Source organism: Caballeronia fortuita, assembly GCF_001544835.2.
Classification (GTDB): Bacteria; Pseudomonadota; Gammaproteobacteria; order Burkholderiales; family Burkholderiaceae; genus Caballeronia; species Caballeronia fortuita.
Genome location: NZ_FCNX02000024.1, coordinates 1 through 14,345, shown reverse-complemented (window position 1 = coordinate 14,345; position 14,345 = coordinate 1). Strand labels below are relative to the sequence as shown.

Here is a 14,345-nt window from a genome sequence, read left to right as displayed (position 1 = left end):
TATATAACCTAAGCATTCGAAAGAGCCTCACCATGATCGCGATGACGGACCCGCGCAACGACGACAAGAACCTCTGGGTCGGCTGGGATGAATATCACCGGCTGATCGAACTGCTCGCACTGAAGGTGCACGAATCGGGCTGGAAGTTCGACAAGATCCTGTGCCTCGCGCGTGGCGGCCTGCGGGTGGGCGACCAGCTTTCGCGCATCTACGATCTGCCGCTTGCCATTCTCGCGACGAGTTCGTACCGCGAGGCGGCGGGCACGGAGCAGGGCGATCTCGACATCGCGCAATACATCACGATGACGCGCGGCGACCTGTCCGGCAACGTGCTGCTCGTCGACGATCTGGTCGATTCGGGCGTCACGCTCGCACGCGTGCAGGAGCATCTGAAGGAGCGTTATCCGGCGATCACGGCGGTGCGCTCGGCGGTGCTGTGGTACAAGGCCTGCTCGAAGGTCAAGCCCGACTATCACGTTCAGCATCTTGAAACGAATCCGTGGATACATCAGCCATTCGAAGAGTGGGACACGGTGCGTCCGCACAACCTCGGCGCATGGATCAAGCGCGGCACGCAGAACGGACGTGCATGAATCGCAAGCTCTGATTGTTTCGAATGACGCCGCCGCTCTACCTGGCACACGCCCGGTGCAGCGGCGTTTTTCTTTGACCGAAGCGCACACGACTGTATTCGACGCGCCCGCCGACGCACGCGGAGCACGATGCTACACTCTCTCTCGCGCCTCTCGTCGCGCTGTAGCAACACGCGAGAAGGCGTCTTCGCGTGCGACGTTAGATAGAATGGCGTTCGTTTCTTTCCGCTCTGGACGGATATCTCGCTTTTATGACTAACACGACTCACGCGCACGAGCATAAACAGCCTTTACACTCGCTTGCGCTCGCGGCGATCGGTGTCGTTTTCGGCGACATCGGCACGAGTCCTCTCTACTCACTCAAAGAAGCCTTCAGCCCGTCGCACGGCATCGGCTTGTCGGAAGCGTCGATTCTCGGCGTCATCTCCTTGCTCTTCTGGGCGATCGTCATGGTCGTCGCCGTCAAGTACGTGCTCTTCGTCATGCGCGCCGACAACAACGGCGAAGGCGGCGTGTTCGCGATGACCACGCTCGCGCTGCGCAGCGTAAGAGAGGCCGGAAAGGTCTCCGGCGTGCTGATGATGCTCGGCATTTTCGGCGCATGCATGTTCTATGGCGATGCCGTCATCACGCCCGCGATGTCCGTGCTTTCGGCCGTCGAAGGTCTGGAGATCGCGGCGCCCAAACTCACGCCCTATGTGCTGCCGATCACCATCGTCATCCTGATCCTGCTCTTCTGGATTCAGCGTCATGGCACGGCGGTCGTCGGCAAGCTCTTCGGTCCGATCATGGTCGTGTGGTTCGCGACGCTCGCGGTGCTCGGCGCCGCGCATATCGTGATGGAGCCGCGCATCATTGTCGCGCTCAATCCGTATTACGCGGCGTCCTTCATGGCGCAGCACGTCTTGCAGGCGTATATCGTGCTCGGCTCGGTCGTGCTCGTGCTGACCGGCGCGGAAGCGCTTTACGCGGACATGGGCCACTTCGGCGTGAAGCCGATCCGCTACGGCTGGTATGGCTTTGTGATGCCTTCGCTGCTGCTCAACTACTTCGGTCAGGGCGCGTTGCTGATGCACTCGCCGCAGGCCATCGAGAATCCGTTCTTCCTGCTCGCGCCCGACTGGGCGTTGCTGCCGCTCGTGATCCTGTCGACGGTCGCGACGGTGATCGCGTCGCAAGCGGTGATCTCCGGCGCGTATTCGCTGACGAGTCAGGCGATCCAGCTCGGCTACGTGCCGCGCATGAAGATAATGCATACGTCTGAACTGGCGATCGGCCAGATCTATATTCCCCTCGTCAACTGGATGCTGCTTTTCATCATCCTTTGCATCGTCATCGGCTTCAAGAGTTCGGAGAATCTTGCCGCCGCATACGGTCTCGCCGTCACCGCGACCATGTTGACGACCACGATCCTCGTGTCGGTCGTGATGGTGAATCTGTGGGGCTGGAACCGCTGGCTCGTCGGCGGGATGATCACCGTGTTCCTGATGATCGACATCGGCTTTTTCGGTGCGAGCCTGCTCAAGATCGAGCAGGGCGGCTGGCTGCCGCTATGCATCGGCGGGGCGCTCTTCTTCCTGCTGATGACCTGGTACAAAGGCCGTATGATCGTGAAGGATCGCACGGCGGCGGACGGCATTCCGCTGATGCCGTTCCTGCAGGGCTTGCTCGCGCATCCGCCGCATCGCGTGTCGGGCACGGCGATCTATCTCACCGGCAGCGATTCGCTCGTGCCCGTGAGTCTCTTGCACAACCTCAAGCACAACAAGGTGCTGCACGAACGCACCATCTTCATGAACTTCCTGACGCGCGACATTCCTTATGTCGACGACGCGCATCGTGTCGAAGTGAAGGACATCGGCGGCGGACTGTTTCTCGTGAAGGCGGCGTATGGCTTCAACGAGACGCCCGATGTGAAGGCCGTGCTAGAACAGATCACGCGCACCCACGCGATGACCTTCGAGCTGATGGACACGTCGTTCTTCATGGCGCGCGAGACGGTCGTGCCGACGGAGTTGCCGGGCATGTCGGTATGGCGCGAGCGCGTGTTTGCGTGGATGCATCAGAACGCCGCTAAGCCGACGGATTTCTTCAGTATTCCAGCCAATCGCGTGGTGGAACTGGGTACGAAGATCGAGATCTGACGCTGCGTCGTCCATCGCCCGCCAGCGATAAAAAAACCCCACGTCGCAAAACGTGGGGTTTTTTGTTGACGGCGCGAAACGTCACCGCTTCAGTTTCGCGAACGCCGCGGCCATCGCGCCGGATGGTTCCGGCTCGCGACGCTGCTGCGGACGCTGCCCCGAACATCGATCCTGCGAACCGCGCGATTGCGATGCACCTGCGCCACCGCCCGCGTTCGATGAAGCCTGCGCGAAATCGTCGTCCAGACGCATGGTGAGGGCGATGCGCTGGCGCTTCACATCCACTTCCAGCACTTTTACCTTGACGACCTGGCCGGCCTTCACGACTTCGTGCGGGTCTTTGATGAACTTCGTGGACATCGCCGAGACGTGCACGAGCCCGTCCTGATGCACGCCGATATCGACGAACGCGCCGAAAGCCGCAACGTTCGTCACGACGCCTTCGAGGATCATGCCCGGCACGAGATCGGAGATCTTCTCGATGCCTTCCTTGAACGTCGCCGTCTTGAACTCGGGGCGCGGATCGCGGCCCGGCTTCTCGAGCTCGCTGAGAATGTCGCGCACGGTCGGCAGGCCGAAACGATCGTCGACGAATTCGGCGGGCGAAAGACCCGTCAACGCTTCGCGCTTGCCGAGCACATCGCCGATATGCTTCTTGATCTTCGCGAGAATGCGTTCGACGACCGGATACGCTTCCGGATGCACCGACGAACGATCGAGCGGATTCTCGCCGTTGTTGATGCGCAGGAAGCCGGCTGCCTGCTCGAAAGTTTTATCGCCCAGACGCGGCACCTTCTTCAGATGCTCGCGCGACGGGAACGGCCCGTTGGCATCGCGAAAATCGACGATGTTGCGCGCGAGCGTCGCGTTCAGCCCCGACACGCGCGCGAGCAGCGCGACCGATGCCGTGTTCGCATCGACGCCGACCGCGTTCACGCAATCCTCGACGACCGCATCGAGCGAACGCGCGAGTTCGCGCTGATTCACGTCGTGCTGATACTGGCCGACGCCGATCGCCTTCGGCTCAATCTTGACGAGTTCCGCGAGCGGGTCTTGCAGACGCCGCGCAATCGATACCGCGCCGCGCAGCGAGACGTCGAGCTCCGGAAACTCCTTCGCGGCGAGTTCGGACGCCGAATACACCGACGCACCCGCTTCCGACACGACGATCTTCTGCAGCTTCAGTTCCGGATGCTTCGCGATGAGTTCGCTCGCGAGCTTGTCGGTTTCGCGCGATGCCGTGCCGTTGCCGATCGAGATCAGCTCCGCCTGCGTGGCCTGCGCGATGCGCGCGAGCTTCGCGAGCGAGCCGTCCCAGTCGCGGCGCGGCTCGTGCGGATAGATGGTGTCGGTCGCGAGCAGCTTGCCGGTGCGATCGACGACCGCAACCTTTACGCCCGTGCGCAAACCCGGATCGAGACCGATCACAGCCTTCGGGCCGGCGGGCGCCGCAAGCAGCAGGTCCTTCAGATTGCGCGCGAACACGTGAATGGCATCGTGCTCCGCGTTTTCGCGCAGTTGCGTCAGCAATTCGGTTTCGATGTGCGGCTGCACCTTCACGCGCCAGCACCAGCGGCACACGTCGGAGAGCCATTTGTCGGCGGCGCGCCCGCGATTGGCGATGCCGAAGTGTCCCGCGATCATCGCTTCGCACGGGTGCGGAACCTGCGCATCGAGTTCTTCGCCCAGTCCGAGCTTCACACTCAGCACGCCCGCGTTGCGGCCGCGGAACAGTGCGAGCGCACGGTGCGACGGCACGGTGCGGATCGTTTCGCTGTAGTCGTAGTAGTCGCGGAATTTTTCGCCTTCCTCGCTCTGCTTGCCGTCCACCACGGTCGACATGACGAGGCCCTGGTTGAACAGGTGCTCGCGCAGCTTGCCGAGGACTTCGGCCGTTTCGCCGAATTGCTCGGAGAGGATGTCGCGCGCGCCGTCGAGCGCGGCTTTGATATCGGCGACGCCTTTGTCGGTATCGACGAACTTCGCGGCTTCGGCCTGCGGATCGAGCGTGGGATCGGCGAGAAGCGCCTGCGCGAGCGGCTCGAGACCCGCTTCGCGCGCGATCTGCGCGCGCGTGCGGCGCTTCGGCTTATACGGCAGATAGAGGTCTTCCAGCACCTGCTTGCTGTCCGCACCTTCGATGGCGCCGCGCAATTCGTTGCTCAGCTTGCCTTGCTCGTCGATGCTTTGCAGGATCGTCGCGCGGCGATCTTCGAGTTCGCGCAGATACAGCAGGCGTTCTTCGAGCGTGCGCAGTTGCGTGTCGTCGAGGTTGCCGGTGACTTCCTTTCGATATCGGGCGATGAACGGAACAGTCGAGCCTTCGTCGAGAAGCTCCACGGCGGCGGCGACCTGACGCGGCTGCACGGTGAGTTCGGTGGCAATGCGCTGTACGATCTTGAGTGCTACGGTTTGCGTCATGATTCTGCACTGTCTGCGGCTCGCCGGCGAGATCCGCTGCGCACGCGCGGCCTTCGCGAAAGCGGGGCGGCGCGTGCGGCTTGAGCGCGTGGCGAGCCAGGTTCGGACCGGGTTGCTGAGCGGGGCATTTTGCCATAAATGAAAGAGCGCTCCGGCGCGCGATGATAGAATTTGGACATCGCACAAGCCGTTTCGCACCTGATTCTTTATCACGTTGCCGCCCATTCATTTGCCCAACTTCCGCCTTTCGAACACGCCGGCTTTCGCGGCTGTCCTGCTGCTGTGCGCGGCGGGCGCATTCGCGCCGCAACGCGCGTTCGCGCAAGCCGCCGGTCCGGCCGGTTCCGCATCATCCGTGAGCGCGCAGGCAGCGCCCGCCGCCGGCGATTCGCCGCAAGCCGATTTCGCGCAACGCCAGAAGGCACTCGACCGGCGGACCTCCGAGAACGACTACCGCTACGGCGTCAAGGAGCACGACTGCTATAGCAAGTTCTTCGTGAATCACTGTATCGACAACGCGCGCAACGAAATGCGCGAGACGCGTCAGCAGATTCGCCAGGAGCAGCTCGCGCTCGACGACGAACAACGCGCCGAGCGGGCGAAGCAGCGCGATCAGCAGACGGCCATCAAGCGCGCGCAATACGAAGCGGAAGCGCCGCAGCGCGCCGCGAACGAGAAAGCGAGCCAGCAGGCTTACGAGGACAGGCAGCGCCAGAACGCGCTGGCCGCCGCGCAGCGCGAGGCCGAAGCCCCTCAGCGCGCAGCCAATCAGGCAGCGTACGATCGCAAGCAGGCGGATTATCAGAAGCAGCTCGACGAGGCGCGCGCGCGCGGCGTGCAGGATGCGCAGGAACGCGATCAAAAGGCGCAGCGCTACGAGCAGAAGCAGCAGGAAGCCGCACAGCATCGCGCGGAAGTCGAGGCGCGTCAGAAGGAAGCCGCCAGAAAAGCGCAGGAAAAGGCGCAACAGCAGGAACAGGAGCGCCAGGAGCAGTTGAAACTGCAACAGCAACAACAGCAGCAAGGTAAATAGGGCACTCGGGCTCGCTGTCCGGGCCCGCGCCAAGTGGATGAAAGGAGGCGAGCATGCAGCAGCGCTTTAGTGAATCCCCGCGCGCACCCCGACAACCCGCCATGGATGCCGCCGTGCTGCGCGATCGCATCGCGCAATTGCAGGACGAGCATCACAGTCTGGCCACGCTGATCGAAAAGATGACCGGCATCGACGACCTGGAGCTGAGGCGCCTGAAAAAGCGCAAGCTCAAGGTCAAGGACACCATTCTCCTGCTGCAATTGCAGCTGGACTCGGACGCGCACTGAACGCCGCGCGCCGGCCGCGGTTTCGTGCCGGCGACGGCGCTTTTCGCGTGCGCGCCGAGAGTCGCTGTCACTCACTGTCACTTACTGTCATTCGCCGAAACCCGCCGCAGGATTTAGCACGCCTTGAACTCATCCGCACAACCCAGTGACGACGCAGCCGCGCCGCTCGCGCTAAACGACAAGCGCGGCGCCGAGCTCGACGCCATCTTCTCCGCGCAGGGGCTGCTCGCGCGCGCGATCGACGGATATCGGCCGCGCGCATCGCAGATCGAAATGGCGCGCTCGGTCGCTGCCGCGATGGAAGCGTCCGGACGCGCGATGCCCGAGCCCGCGATGTTCGAGGCGCAGCGCCGCCCCGCGCGCAAGCTAGGTCCGTCCGACAAGCCCTACGCGCCGGAAGAAGAGCAGCCCGCCGACGACATCGGCATCGCGACGGCGAAGACGGCCATCGACGGTGGCGAGAATACGCTCATCGTCGAGGCCGGCACGGGCACCGGCAAGACCTATGCGTATCTCGTCCCGGCGATGTTGTGGGGCGGCAAGGTGATCGTGTCGACGGGCACGAAGCATCTGCAGGACCAGCTTTTTCAGCGCGACATCCCGACCGTGCGCGACGCGCTCGCGGTGCCGGTTTCGGTCGCGATGCTCAAAGGCCGCGCCAACTATCTGTGCCACTACTACCTCGAGCGCACCGCCGACAACGGCCGTCTGCCGACGCGCCAGGACACTTCGCATCTGCAGGAGATCGTCCGTTTCGCGAAGATCACGCGCACCGGCGACAAGGCCGAACTCGCGAGCGTGCCTGAGAACTCGCCCGTCTGGCCGATGGTCACGTCCACGCGCGACAACTGCCTCGGCCAGGAATGCCCGCATTACAAGGAATGCTTCGTGATGCAGGCGCGCAAGGAGGCGCAGCAGGCGGATATCGTCGTGGTGAATCACCATCTGTTTTTCGCCGATGTGATGCTGCGCGACACCGGCATGGCCGAACTCCTGCCGATGGCCAACACGATCATCTTCGACGAAGCGCATCAGTTGCCCGAAACCGCGACGCTTTTCTTCGGCGATACGCTTTCGACCACGCAACTGCTCGAACTCGCGCGCGATACGGTCGCCGAAGGTCTGTCGCACGCGCGCGACGCCGCCGACTGGACCAAGCTCGGCGCGGCCCTCGAGCGCGCGGCGCGCGACGTGCGGCTCGCGTTCAAGGAAGATTCGGTGCGGCTGTCGCTCGGCCAGTTGCCGGACAGTCATCCAATATTCGAGTCGCTTGACACGCTCGAGACGCACCTGTCGGCGCTCGCGGCGGCGCTGTCGTCGCATGCGGAGCGGGCCGAATCGTTGCAGGCGCTGGTGCGTCGCGCGCGCGAGTTGCAGGATCTGCTCGCGGGCTGGACGACGCCGCCGACCTCGCTCGAACGCGCCGTCGTCGCGGACGAGGATGTCGCCCGCGAGGCGGCGAAGGAAGAGCCGAACGAAATGGTGCGCTGGATCGAAGTGTTCTCGCACACGGTGCAGTTGCACGAGACGCCGCTCTCGGTCGCGCCGATTTTCGCGAAGCAGCGCGCGGGCGTGCCGCGCGCGTGGATTTTCACGTCCGCGACGCTTTCGGTGCGCGGCGACTTCACGCATTACGCCGCGCAGATGGGGCTGAACGCGCGCCGTTCGATGACCTTGCCGAGCCCGTTCGATTACCCGTCGCAAGGGCTCTTGTATGTGCCGCGCAATCTGCCGCAGCCGTCGTCACCGCAGTTCACCGACGCGGTCTTCGAAGCCGCGCTGCCGGTAATCGAGTCGGCGGGCGGCGGCGCGTTCGTGTTGTGCACGACGCTGCGCGCGGTGGACCGCATCGCCAATCGTCTGCGCGAGGTGATCGAGCGGCGCGGCTGGGACAATCCGCTGCTTGTGCAGGGCGATGCGAGCCGCACCGAACTGCTCGACCGTTTCCGCGCATACGGCAACGCGATTCTCGTCGGTAGCCAGAGCTTTTGGGAGGGTGTCGATGTGCGCGGCGACGCGCTGTCGCTCGTCGTCATCGACAAATTGCCGTTCGCGCCGCCCGACGATCCGGTGCTCGCCGCGCGTCTCGATGCGCTGACGAAAAAAGGCCTGAGTCCGTTCGCCGTGCATCAACTGCCGCAGGCGGTCATCACGCTCAAGCAGGGCGCGGGGCGGCTGATTCGTGCGGAGACGGATCGCGGCGTCTTGATGATCTGCGACACGCGTCTCGTCGACAAGCCTTACGGCCGGCGCATCTGGCAAAGTCTGCCGCCGTTCAAGCGCACGCGCGAACTGGACGTGGTGCGCGAGTTTTTCAGCGACGCGGCGAAGTGGAAAACGGAACTGGCCGAATAAGCATCGGGTTCCTGAGTTTTCGTCGACATAAAAAAACGGCCGGTGATCAACCGGCCGTTTCGCTTTTTGCTTTCTGGATTACCAGATCTGGTACCAGGGCTTGTCGGTGCCCGCGCGGCGCTTGCCGGTGACATACGGGCTGTCCGGGAACGTCGCCGCGAGCACGCGCTTGGTGTCGTCGGCGAGTTGCGGCTGATCGAGCTTTTCGTACGACAGCATCATGATATGCAGCGCGTCTTCGGTCGCCGGCGCGTTCCGGTACTCGCGGATGGCGAGCTGCGCGCGGTTGATCGCGGCGACATACGCGCCACGGCGATAGTAATAATCGGCCGCGTGCACTTCATGCGACGCCAGCGCGTTCACGATGTAGCGCATGCGCTGCGCGGCATCCGGCGCGTACTTGCTCTGCGGATATTTGTCGACGACGACCTTGAACGCGTCATAGGACTCGCGCAGCGACTTCGGGTCGCGCTCGCTCATGTCCTGACCGGAGAAGCGGCCGAAGAGGCCGAGGTCGTCATTGAAGTGGATCATGCCCTTGAGATAATACGCGTACGCGATCTCGGGATGATCCGGATGCAGCTTGATGAAACGGTCGATGGCCTGGTCGGCGTTGGCGGTTTCGCTGTCCTTCCAGTCGCAGTAAGCGACGTTGATCTGCGCCTGCTGCGCGAAGTGGCCGAACGGATCGCGGCCTTCGAGCGCTTCGAAATACTTCGCGCACTTGCCCCAGTCGCTGCCGGATAGCGCGTCCTGGGCCTCCGTATATAATTTGTTGTTATTCCAAGTCGCCGTTTCGTCGGTCTTCTCGGGCAGGCCGTGGCAGGCCGTGACGATGGCGACGCTCGCGGCCAGCGCCAGATACTTGATCGATTGACGCATCGAGTGATGAATGATGTTGAAGGCTCGCATCAGTGCTTGCTGTTCCTGGCTGATTCTTGCTGATTCTTCGCTGTTCTAGCTGTGTTTCCGGCGCGGCTTTTCTTACATGCCGCCGAATCTCGTTCAAATGACCCGCTCAAGTACACGTCGTACCAAAGACCAACTCAAAGATTATAGCCCATGCGCCACCGGCGACGACTCGGCGTCGGTCGATTCGACCGCCGGCGCGGACCGTGAAGCGCCGCGCACGGCGCGCGTACCCGACGAACTCGCGGGCGACCGGCTCGACAAGGTGCTCGCGAAAGTTTTCCCGGAGTTCTCGCGCAGCCGGCTGCAGGGCTGGATCGAGGAAGGGCGCGTGCTCGTCGACGGCGCGAAAGCGAAAGTGCGCCAGCCCGTGCCGCTCGGCGCAACGATCACGCTCGTTCCGGACCTTCTGCCCGAGCAGCTCGCGTTCACGCCCGAACCGGTGCCGCTGCACATCGTGTACGAGGACGAGACGCTCGTCGTCATCAACAAGCCGGCGGGCATGGTCGTGCATCCGGCGGCGGGCAACTGGAGCGGCACGCTGCTCAACGGTCTGCTGCATCGTTACGGCGATGCCGCCGCCGGGCTGCCGCGTGCGGGCATCGTGCATCGGCTGGACAAGGAAACGTCCGGGCTGATGGTCGTCGCGCGCACGCTCGAAGCGCAGACCGACCTCGTGCGCCAGTTGCAGGCGCGCACGGTGAAGCGCCGCTACGTCGCGTTCGTGTGGGGCAACATGCCCGACGACGGCACGATCGACGCGCCCATCGGCCGCGATCCGCGCGAGCGCACGCGCATGGCGGTCGTGAAGACCGCATCGGGGAAGCCGGCGCGCACGCATTTCCGCACCGTCGACCGCACCACGTGGCACGGCCAGCCCGTCAGCGCGATTCATTGCGATCTGGAAACCGGCCGCACGCATCAGATTCGCGTGCATTGCGCGCATGTGCAGCATCCGCTGCTGGGCGATCCGGTGTACGGGCACGCGCGCGGCAAACGTTCGGTCAGGCCGCTGCCCAACGACTTCGCGCGTCAGGCGCTGCACGCGTGGCGGCTCGGCCTGATTCATCCCGCAACCGGCAAGGAAGTGCACTGGCGCGCGGACGTTCCCGAGGACATCGCGGCGCTCGCGGCGGAGCTCGGCTTCGGACAGGATGAGGAAGTCGAATTCGACGAGGACGAAGACTTCGCCGAAGTGTATGAAATGGGCGAGGGCGAAGAAGGCGAAGAAGGCGAAGACTGGGACGACGAAGACGAAAACTACGAGGACGACGAAGCATGATGCGCGAGAACGACTGTGTCTGGCCGCAATGGAACGTGTCGCCGCGTGTGCGCGCATTCGTCACGACGCGCGCGGGCGGCGTGAGCGACGCACCTTATGGTGGAGCGCCCGGCGCCGGCGGCCTCAATCTCGGTTTCTCGTCGGGCGACGCGCCGGAAGCCGTCACGGAAAACCGCCGCCGCGCGCTCGCGCTGACGGGCTCGCGTAATGCGGCGTGGCTCGAACAGATCCACGGCACGCAAGTCGAGGATGCACATACGATCATCGAGCGCCTCGCACGCGGTGAGCGCACCCGGGCAGATGCGAGCGCGACGGATCGCGCGGGCGTGGTTTGCGTCGTGATGACGGCCGATTGCCTCCCGGTCCTTCTCTGCGACGACGAAGGCCGCGCGGTAGGCGCCGCGCACGCGGGCTGGCGCGGTCTCGCGGGCGGGATCGTCGAGAAGACGGGCGAGCGCGTCGCGAATCTCGCGGGCGTGCCGTCGTCGAAGCTCAACGCGTTTCTCGGACCGGCGATCGGACCGCAAGCCTTCGAAGTGGGCGAGGACGTGCTCGATGCGTTCGTCGCGGCGGCGCGTGCGCAGCGCCGTGACGCGACCGCAGCGGCATTCGCGCCATTGGGCGGAACGCCCGCCAAATATCTCGCGGATATCTACGCGCTCGCGCGCCTGCGACTCGCCGATCTCGGCATCGACGACTCGCGCATTCACGGCGGCACACTTTGCACGGTCATCGAGAAAGAGCGTTTCTATTCCTATCGGCGCGATCGCGTGACGGGCCGCATGGCCGCGATGATCTGGCTAAACGACTGACCGTTATCATCAATATCGGAACTTACCCGACGATCGTTTCGCGCCCATGACGAAACCCGTGCGAATGCAATAATTCGCATGGGGGAAAACGATAATTAAAAAAATATCGCACTGCGGCAAAATCGGGACGAAGCATTGACATGCCTGACATCATGGAGCAAGAATGTTCCCGGAATTCATTCAATCGGGCACGGCGTAGCAAGGTTCTTTCTTGCCGCGCGCATAAGGCGCATCAACACTTGCGCGCTGGCCAGAAAGCCCGGCGATGCCTGCATTAGCAATCCAAGTCTTGCGAGACTCACAGGTCAAAAGCGGGTATGGCTTCCAAATCTACTTCCTCATCTTCCCGCTCCCGTACCGCCGACAGCACCTCGGCCGAAGCTCCATCCGCCGATACGACTGGCGTACAGCAGGCGTTCGATCAATGGCTGAACGCGTGGCGCAGCGTAGCTGATCCCGCGCAATGGTCGAAACTCACTCCGCAGACGAATACCGCGAGCGACGCGGCGGCTTCGCCGTTCGCTGCTTTCGGCGCATTTGCCAACGGGCTTCCCAACGGGTTCCCGTCCGCGGCATTTCCTGCTGCATTCCCTGCCGGTTTTCCCGCTGCTTTTCCGTCATTCGGCGCCATGCCGCAGATGCCCGATTTCACGAAGATGAACGGCATGGCGGAATTCGCGAAGCTCGCGAGCAGCATGCCGGGCTTCGGCGCGGCGATGCAGGGATTGCCTACACTGCCGAAGATTCCGACCGCCGCGATCGCTCCCGAGCGTCTGCATGAATTGCAGAGCAACTATTCGCGCGATGCCGCCGAGTTGCTCAAGCAGGCGAGCGCGCAGAGCATCGATCCTTCGTCGCTGAAGGACCGGCGCTTCACCGACACCGCCTGGCAATCGACGCCCGCGTATGCGTTCACCGCGGCGTGGTATCTGCTGAACGCGCGTTATCTGCAGGAACTCGCCGACGCCGTGCAGAGCGATCCGAAGACGCGCGAGCGTATCCGCTTCACCGTCCAGCAATGGGCCGCCGCCGCTGCGCCGAGCAACTTCCTTGCGTTCAATCCCGAAGCGCAGAAGACGCTCATCGAAAGCAAGGGCGAGAGCCTGCGCCAGGGCATGATGAATCTGCTTGCCGACATGCAGCGCGGCAAGATTTCGCAGTCGGACGAATCGCGCTTTTTCGTCGGCAAGAACATTGCGTCGACGCAAGGCTCGGTCGTATTCGAGAACGAACTGCTGCAGCTGATCCAGTACAAGCCGCTCACGCCGAAGGTGTATGCGCGGCCGCTGCTCATCGTGCCGCCTTGCATCAACAAGTTCTATATCCTCGATCTGTCGCCGGAAGGCTCGCTCGTGCGTTATGCGCTCGAGCAGGGTCATCAGGTGTTCATGCTGTCGTGGCGCAACGCGGATCAGTCGATCGCGCACAAGACGTGGGACGACTACGTCGAAGAAGGCGCGCTCGAATCGATCCGCGTCGTGCGCGAGATCAGCGGCGCGGACAAGATCAACACGCTCGGCTTCTGCATCGGCGGGACGATTCTCGCAAACGCGCTCGCGGTGGCGTCGGCGCGCGGCGAGGATCCGGCCGCTTCGATGACCCTGCTCACCTCGATGCTCGATTTCTCCGACACGGGCGTGCTCGACGTGTTCATCGACGAGGCGCACGTGCAGATGCGCGAGCAGTCGATCGGCGGCAAGAACGGCGCGCCTGCGGGACTCATTCGCGGCGTCGAGTTCGCGAATACGTTCTCGTATCTGCGCCCGAACGATCTCGTGTGGAATTACGTCGTCGATAACTATCTCAAGGGCCGCACGCCGCAGGCGTTCGACCTGCTCTTCTGGAACAGCGACTCGACGAACCTGCCCGGACCGATGGCTGTCTGGTATCTGCGCAACACGTATCTCGAGAACAAGATGAGGGTGCCGAACGCGGTGACGGTGTGCGGCACGCCGCTCGACTTGTCGCGTCTCACGCTGCCGACGTTCATCTACGGCTCGCGCGAAGACCATATCGTGCCGTGGAAATCGGCGTACGCGTCCGCGCCGGTGCTGAACGGGCAGCAGAAGTTCGTGCTCGGCGCGTCCGGGCATATCGCGGGCGTGATCAACCCGCCATCGAAGAACAAACGCAGTTTCTGGACGATCGACAGCGATACCGAGCGTCTGCCCGAGAATCCAGACGCGTGGATCGAGGCAGCGACGGAGCATCCCGGAAGCTGGTGGCCGACCTGGACCGACTGGCTCGCGAAGAGCGCGGGCGAGCAGGTCAAGGCGGCTACGGCGCAGGGATCGAAGACTTACCCGGTGATCGAGGCAGCGCCCGGCCGTTACGTGCTGGAACGCGATTTCTGAGCGGCGCGCGCGAGCCGTGCGCGCGAGCGCATGGAACCGTCCGGAGCCGCATTAACATTCGATGCCAAAAGGAAACTGAAATGACTGACGTAGTGATCGTATCGGCCGCGCGTACGGCGGTAGGCAAGTTCGGCGGCTCGCTCGCGAAGATCGCG

General features: G+C 63.5%; 11 protein-coding genes. 8 read left to right on the top strand and 3 right to left on the bottom strand.

Annotated elements, in window-relative coordinates; translation table 11 throughout:
- The first annotated feature begins 32 nt into the window (after positions 1-32).
- Together AWB77_RS31740 and AWB77_RS31735 are read left to right on the top strand one after the other, a co-directional pair.
- Positions 33-593, top strand: a complete 561-nt coding sequence (locus AWB77_RS31740) for a phosphoribosyltransferase (RefSeq protein ID WP_061138418.1) — start codon at positions 33-35, stop codon at positions 591-593.
- A 251-nt stretch (positions 594-844) separates the two neighbouring features.
- A complete protein-coding gene (locus AWB77_RS31735; protein ID WP_061138417.1) occupies positions 845-2,737 on the top strand; it encodes a potassium transporter Kup in 1,893 nt (630 codons plus the stop codon).
- An 81-nt stretch (positions 2,738-2,818) separates the two neighbouring features.
- Here the strand turns inward: AWB77_RS31735 and AWB77_RS31730 are convergent, their stop codons facing one another.
- Positions 2,819-5,158, bottom strand: a complete 2,340-nt coding sequence (locus AWB77_RS31730; RefSeq protein WP_061138471.1) for a Tex family protein — start codon at positions 5,156-5,158, stop codon at positions 2,819-2,821.
- A 214-nt stretch (positions 5,159-5,372) separates the two neighbouring features.
- On the opposite strand from AWB77_RS31730, the gene AWB77_RS31725 reads away from it, so the two are divergent.
- The 3 genes from AWB77_RS31725 (at position 5,373) to yoaA (ending at position 8,833) form a co-directional block, all read left to right on the top strand.
- A complete protein-coding gene (locus tag AWB77_RS31725; RefSeq protein ID WP_061138416.1) occupies positions 5,373-6,191 on the top strand; it encodes a flotillin family protein in 819 nt (272 codons plus the stop codon).
- A 101-nt stretch (positions 6,192-6,292) separates the two neighbouring features.
- Positions 6,293-6,478, top strand: a complete 186-nt coding sequence (locus AWB77_RS31720; protein ID WP_061138415.1) for a DUF465 domain-containing protein — start codon at positions 6,293-6,295, stop codon at positions 6,476-6,478.
- 123 nt (positions 6,479-6,601) lie between these two features.
- Positions 6,602-8,833 (top strand): DNA repair helicase YoaA, encoded by a 2,232-nt coding sequence (gene yoaA, locus AWB77_RS31715; protein ID WP_061138414.1) that lies wholly within the window; start codon positions 6,602-6,604, stop codon positions 8,831-8,833.
- A 78-nt stretch (positions 8,834-8,911) separates the two neighbouring features.
- Here the strand turns inward: yoaA and AWB77_RS31710 are convergent, their stop codons facing one another.
- Positions 8,912-9,745, bottom strand: a complete 834-nt coding sequence (locus tag AWB77_RS31710) for an outer membrane protein assembly factor BamD (protein WP_061138413.1) — start codon at positions 9,743-9,745, stop codon at positions 8,912-8,914.
- A 97-nt stretch (positions 9,746-9,842) separates the two neighbouring features.
- Here AWB77_RS31710 and AWB77_RS31705 point away from each other — a divergent pair, with 97 nt between their 5' ends.
- On the top strand, positions 9,843-11,024 hold the full coding sequence (locus AWB77_RS31705; RefSeq protein ID WP_082852796.1) for an RluA family pseudouridine synthase: 1,182 nt from the start codon (positions 9,843-9,845) through the stop codon (positions 11,022-11,024).
- A complete protein-coding gene (pgeF, locus tag AWB77_RS31700; RefSeq protein WP_061138411.1) occupies positions 11,021-11,836 on the top strand; it encodes a peptidoglycan editing factor PgeF in 816 nt (271 codons plus the stop codon). The genes AWB77_RS31705 and pgeF overlap by 4 nt, the downstream gene beginning before the upstream one ends.
- A 421-nt stretch (positions 11,837-12,257) precedes the next feature.
- On the opposite strand, the gene AWB77_RS37110 is transcribed toward pgeF, so the two are convergent.
- Complete coding sequence (locus AWB77_RS37110) at positions 12,258-12,533, bottom strand: hypothetical protein (RefSeq protein WP_244158718.1); 276 nt, start codon at positions 12,531-12,533, stop codon at positions 12,258-12,260.
- Between AWB77_RS37110 and phaC the strand changes: the two genes are divergently transcribed.
- Positions 12,502-14,190: a class I poly(R)-hydroxyalkanoic acid synthase gene (gene phaC / locus AWB77_RS31695; RefSeq protein ID WP_244158717.1), complete on the top strand. Its 1,689-nt coding sequence runs from the start codon at positions 12,502-12,504 to the stop codon at positions 14,188-14,190. The genes AWB77_RS37110 and phaC overlap by 32 nt on opposite strands.
- The last annotated feature ends 155 nt before the right edge of the window (positions 14,191-14,345 follow it).

Excerpts from the sequence above, each read along its gene's own strand:
- AWB77_RS31740 (WP_061138418.1), top strand. The coding sequence starts at position 33 with ATGATCGCGATGACGGACCCGCGCAACGACGACAAGAACCTCTGGGTC.
- AWB77_RS31705 (WP_082852796.1), top strand. The coding sequence starts at position 9,843 with ATGACCCGCTCAAGTACACGTCGTACCAAAGACCAACTCAAAGATTAT.
- AWB77_RS31710 (WP_061138413.1), bottom strand. The coding sequence starts at position 9,745 with ATGCGAGCCTTCAACATCATTCATCACTCGATGCGTCAATCGATCAAG.
- AWB77_RS37110 (WP_244158718.1), bottom strand. The coding sequence starts at position 12,533 with ATGCTGCTCGCGAGCTTCGCGAATTCCGCCATGCCGTTCATCTTCGTG.
- AWB77_RS31720 (WP_061138415.1), top strand. The coding sequence starts at position 6,293 with ATGGATGCCGCCGTGCTGCGCGATCGCATCGCGCAATTGCAGGACGAG.
- phaC (WP_244158717.1), top strand. The coding sequence starts at position 12,502 with ATGGCGGAATTCGCGAAGCTCGCGAGCAGCATGCCGGGCTTCGGCGCG.
- AWB77_RS31730 (WP_061138471.1), bottom strand. The coding sequence starts at position 5,158 with ATGACGCAAACCGTAGCACTCAAGATCGTACAGCGCATTGCCACCGAA.
- pgeF (WP_061138411.1), top strand. The coding sequence starts at position 11,021 with ATGATGCGCGAGAACGACTGTGTCTGGCCGCAATGGAACGTGTCGCCG.
- AWB77_RS31735 (WP_061138417.1), top strand. The coding sequence starts at position 845 with ATGACTAACACGACTCACGCGCACGAGCATAAACAGCCTTTACACTCG.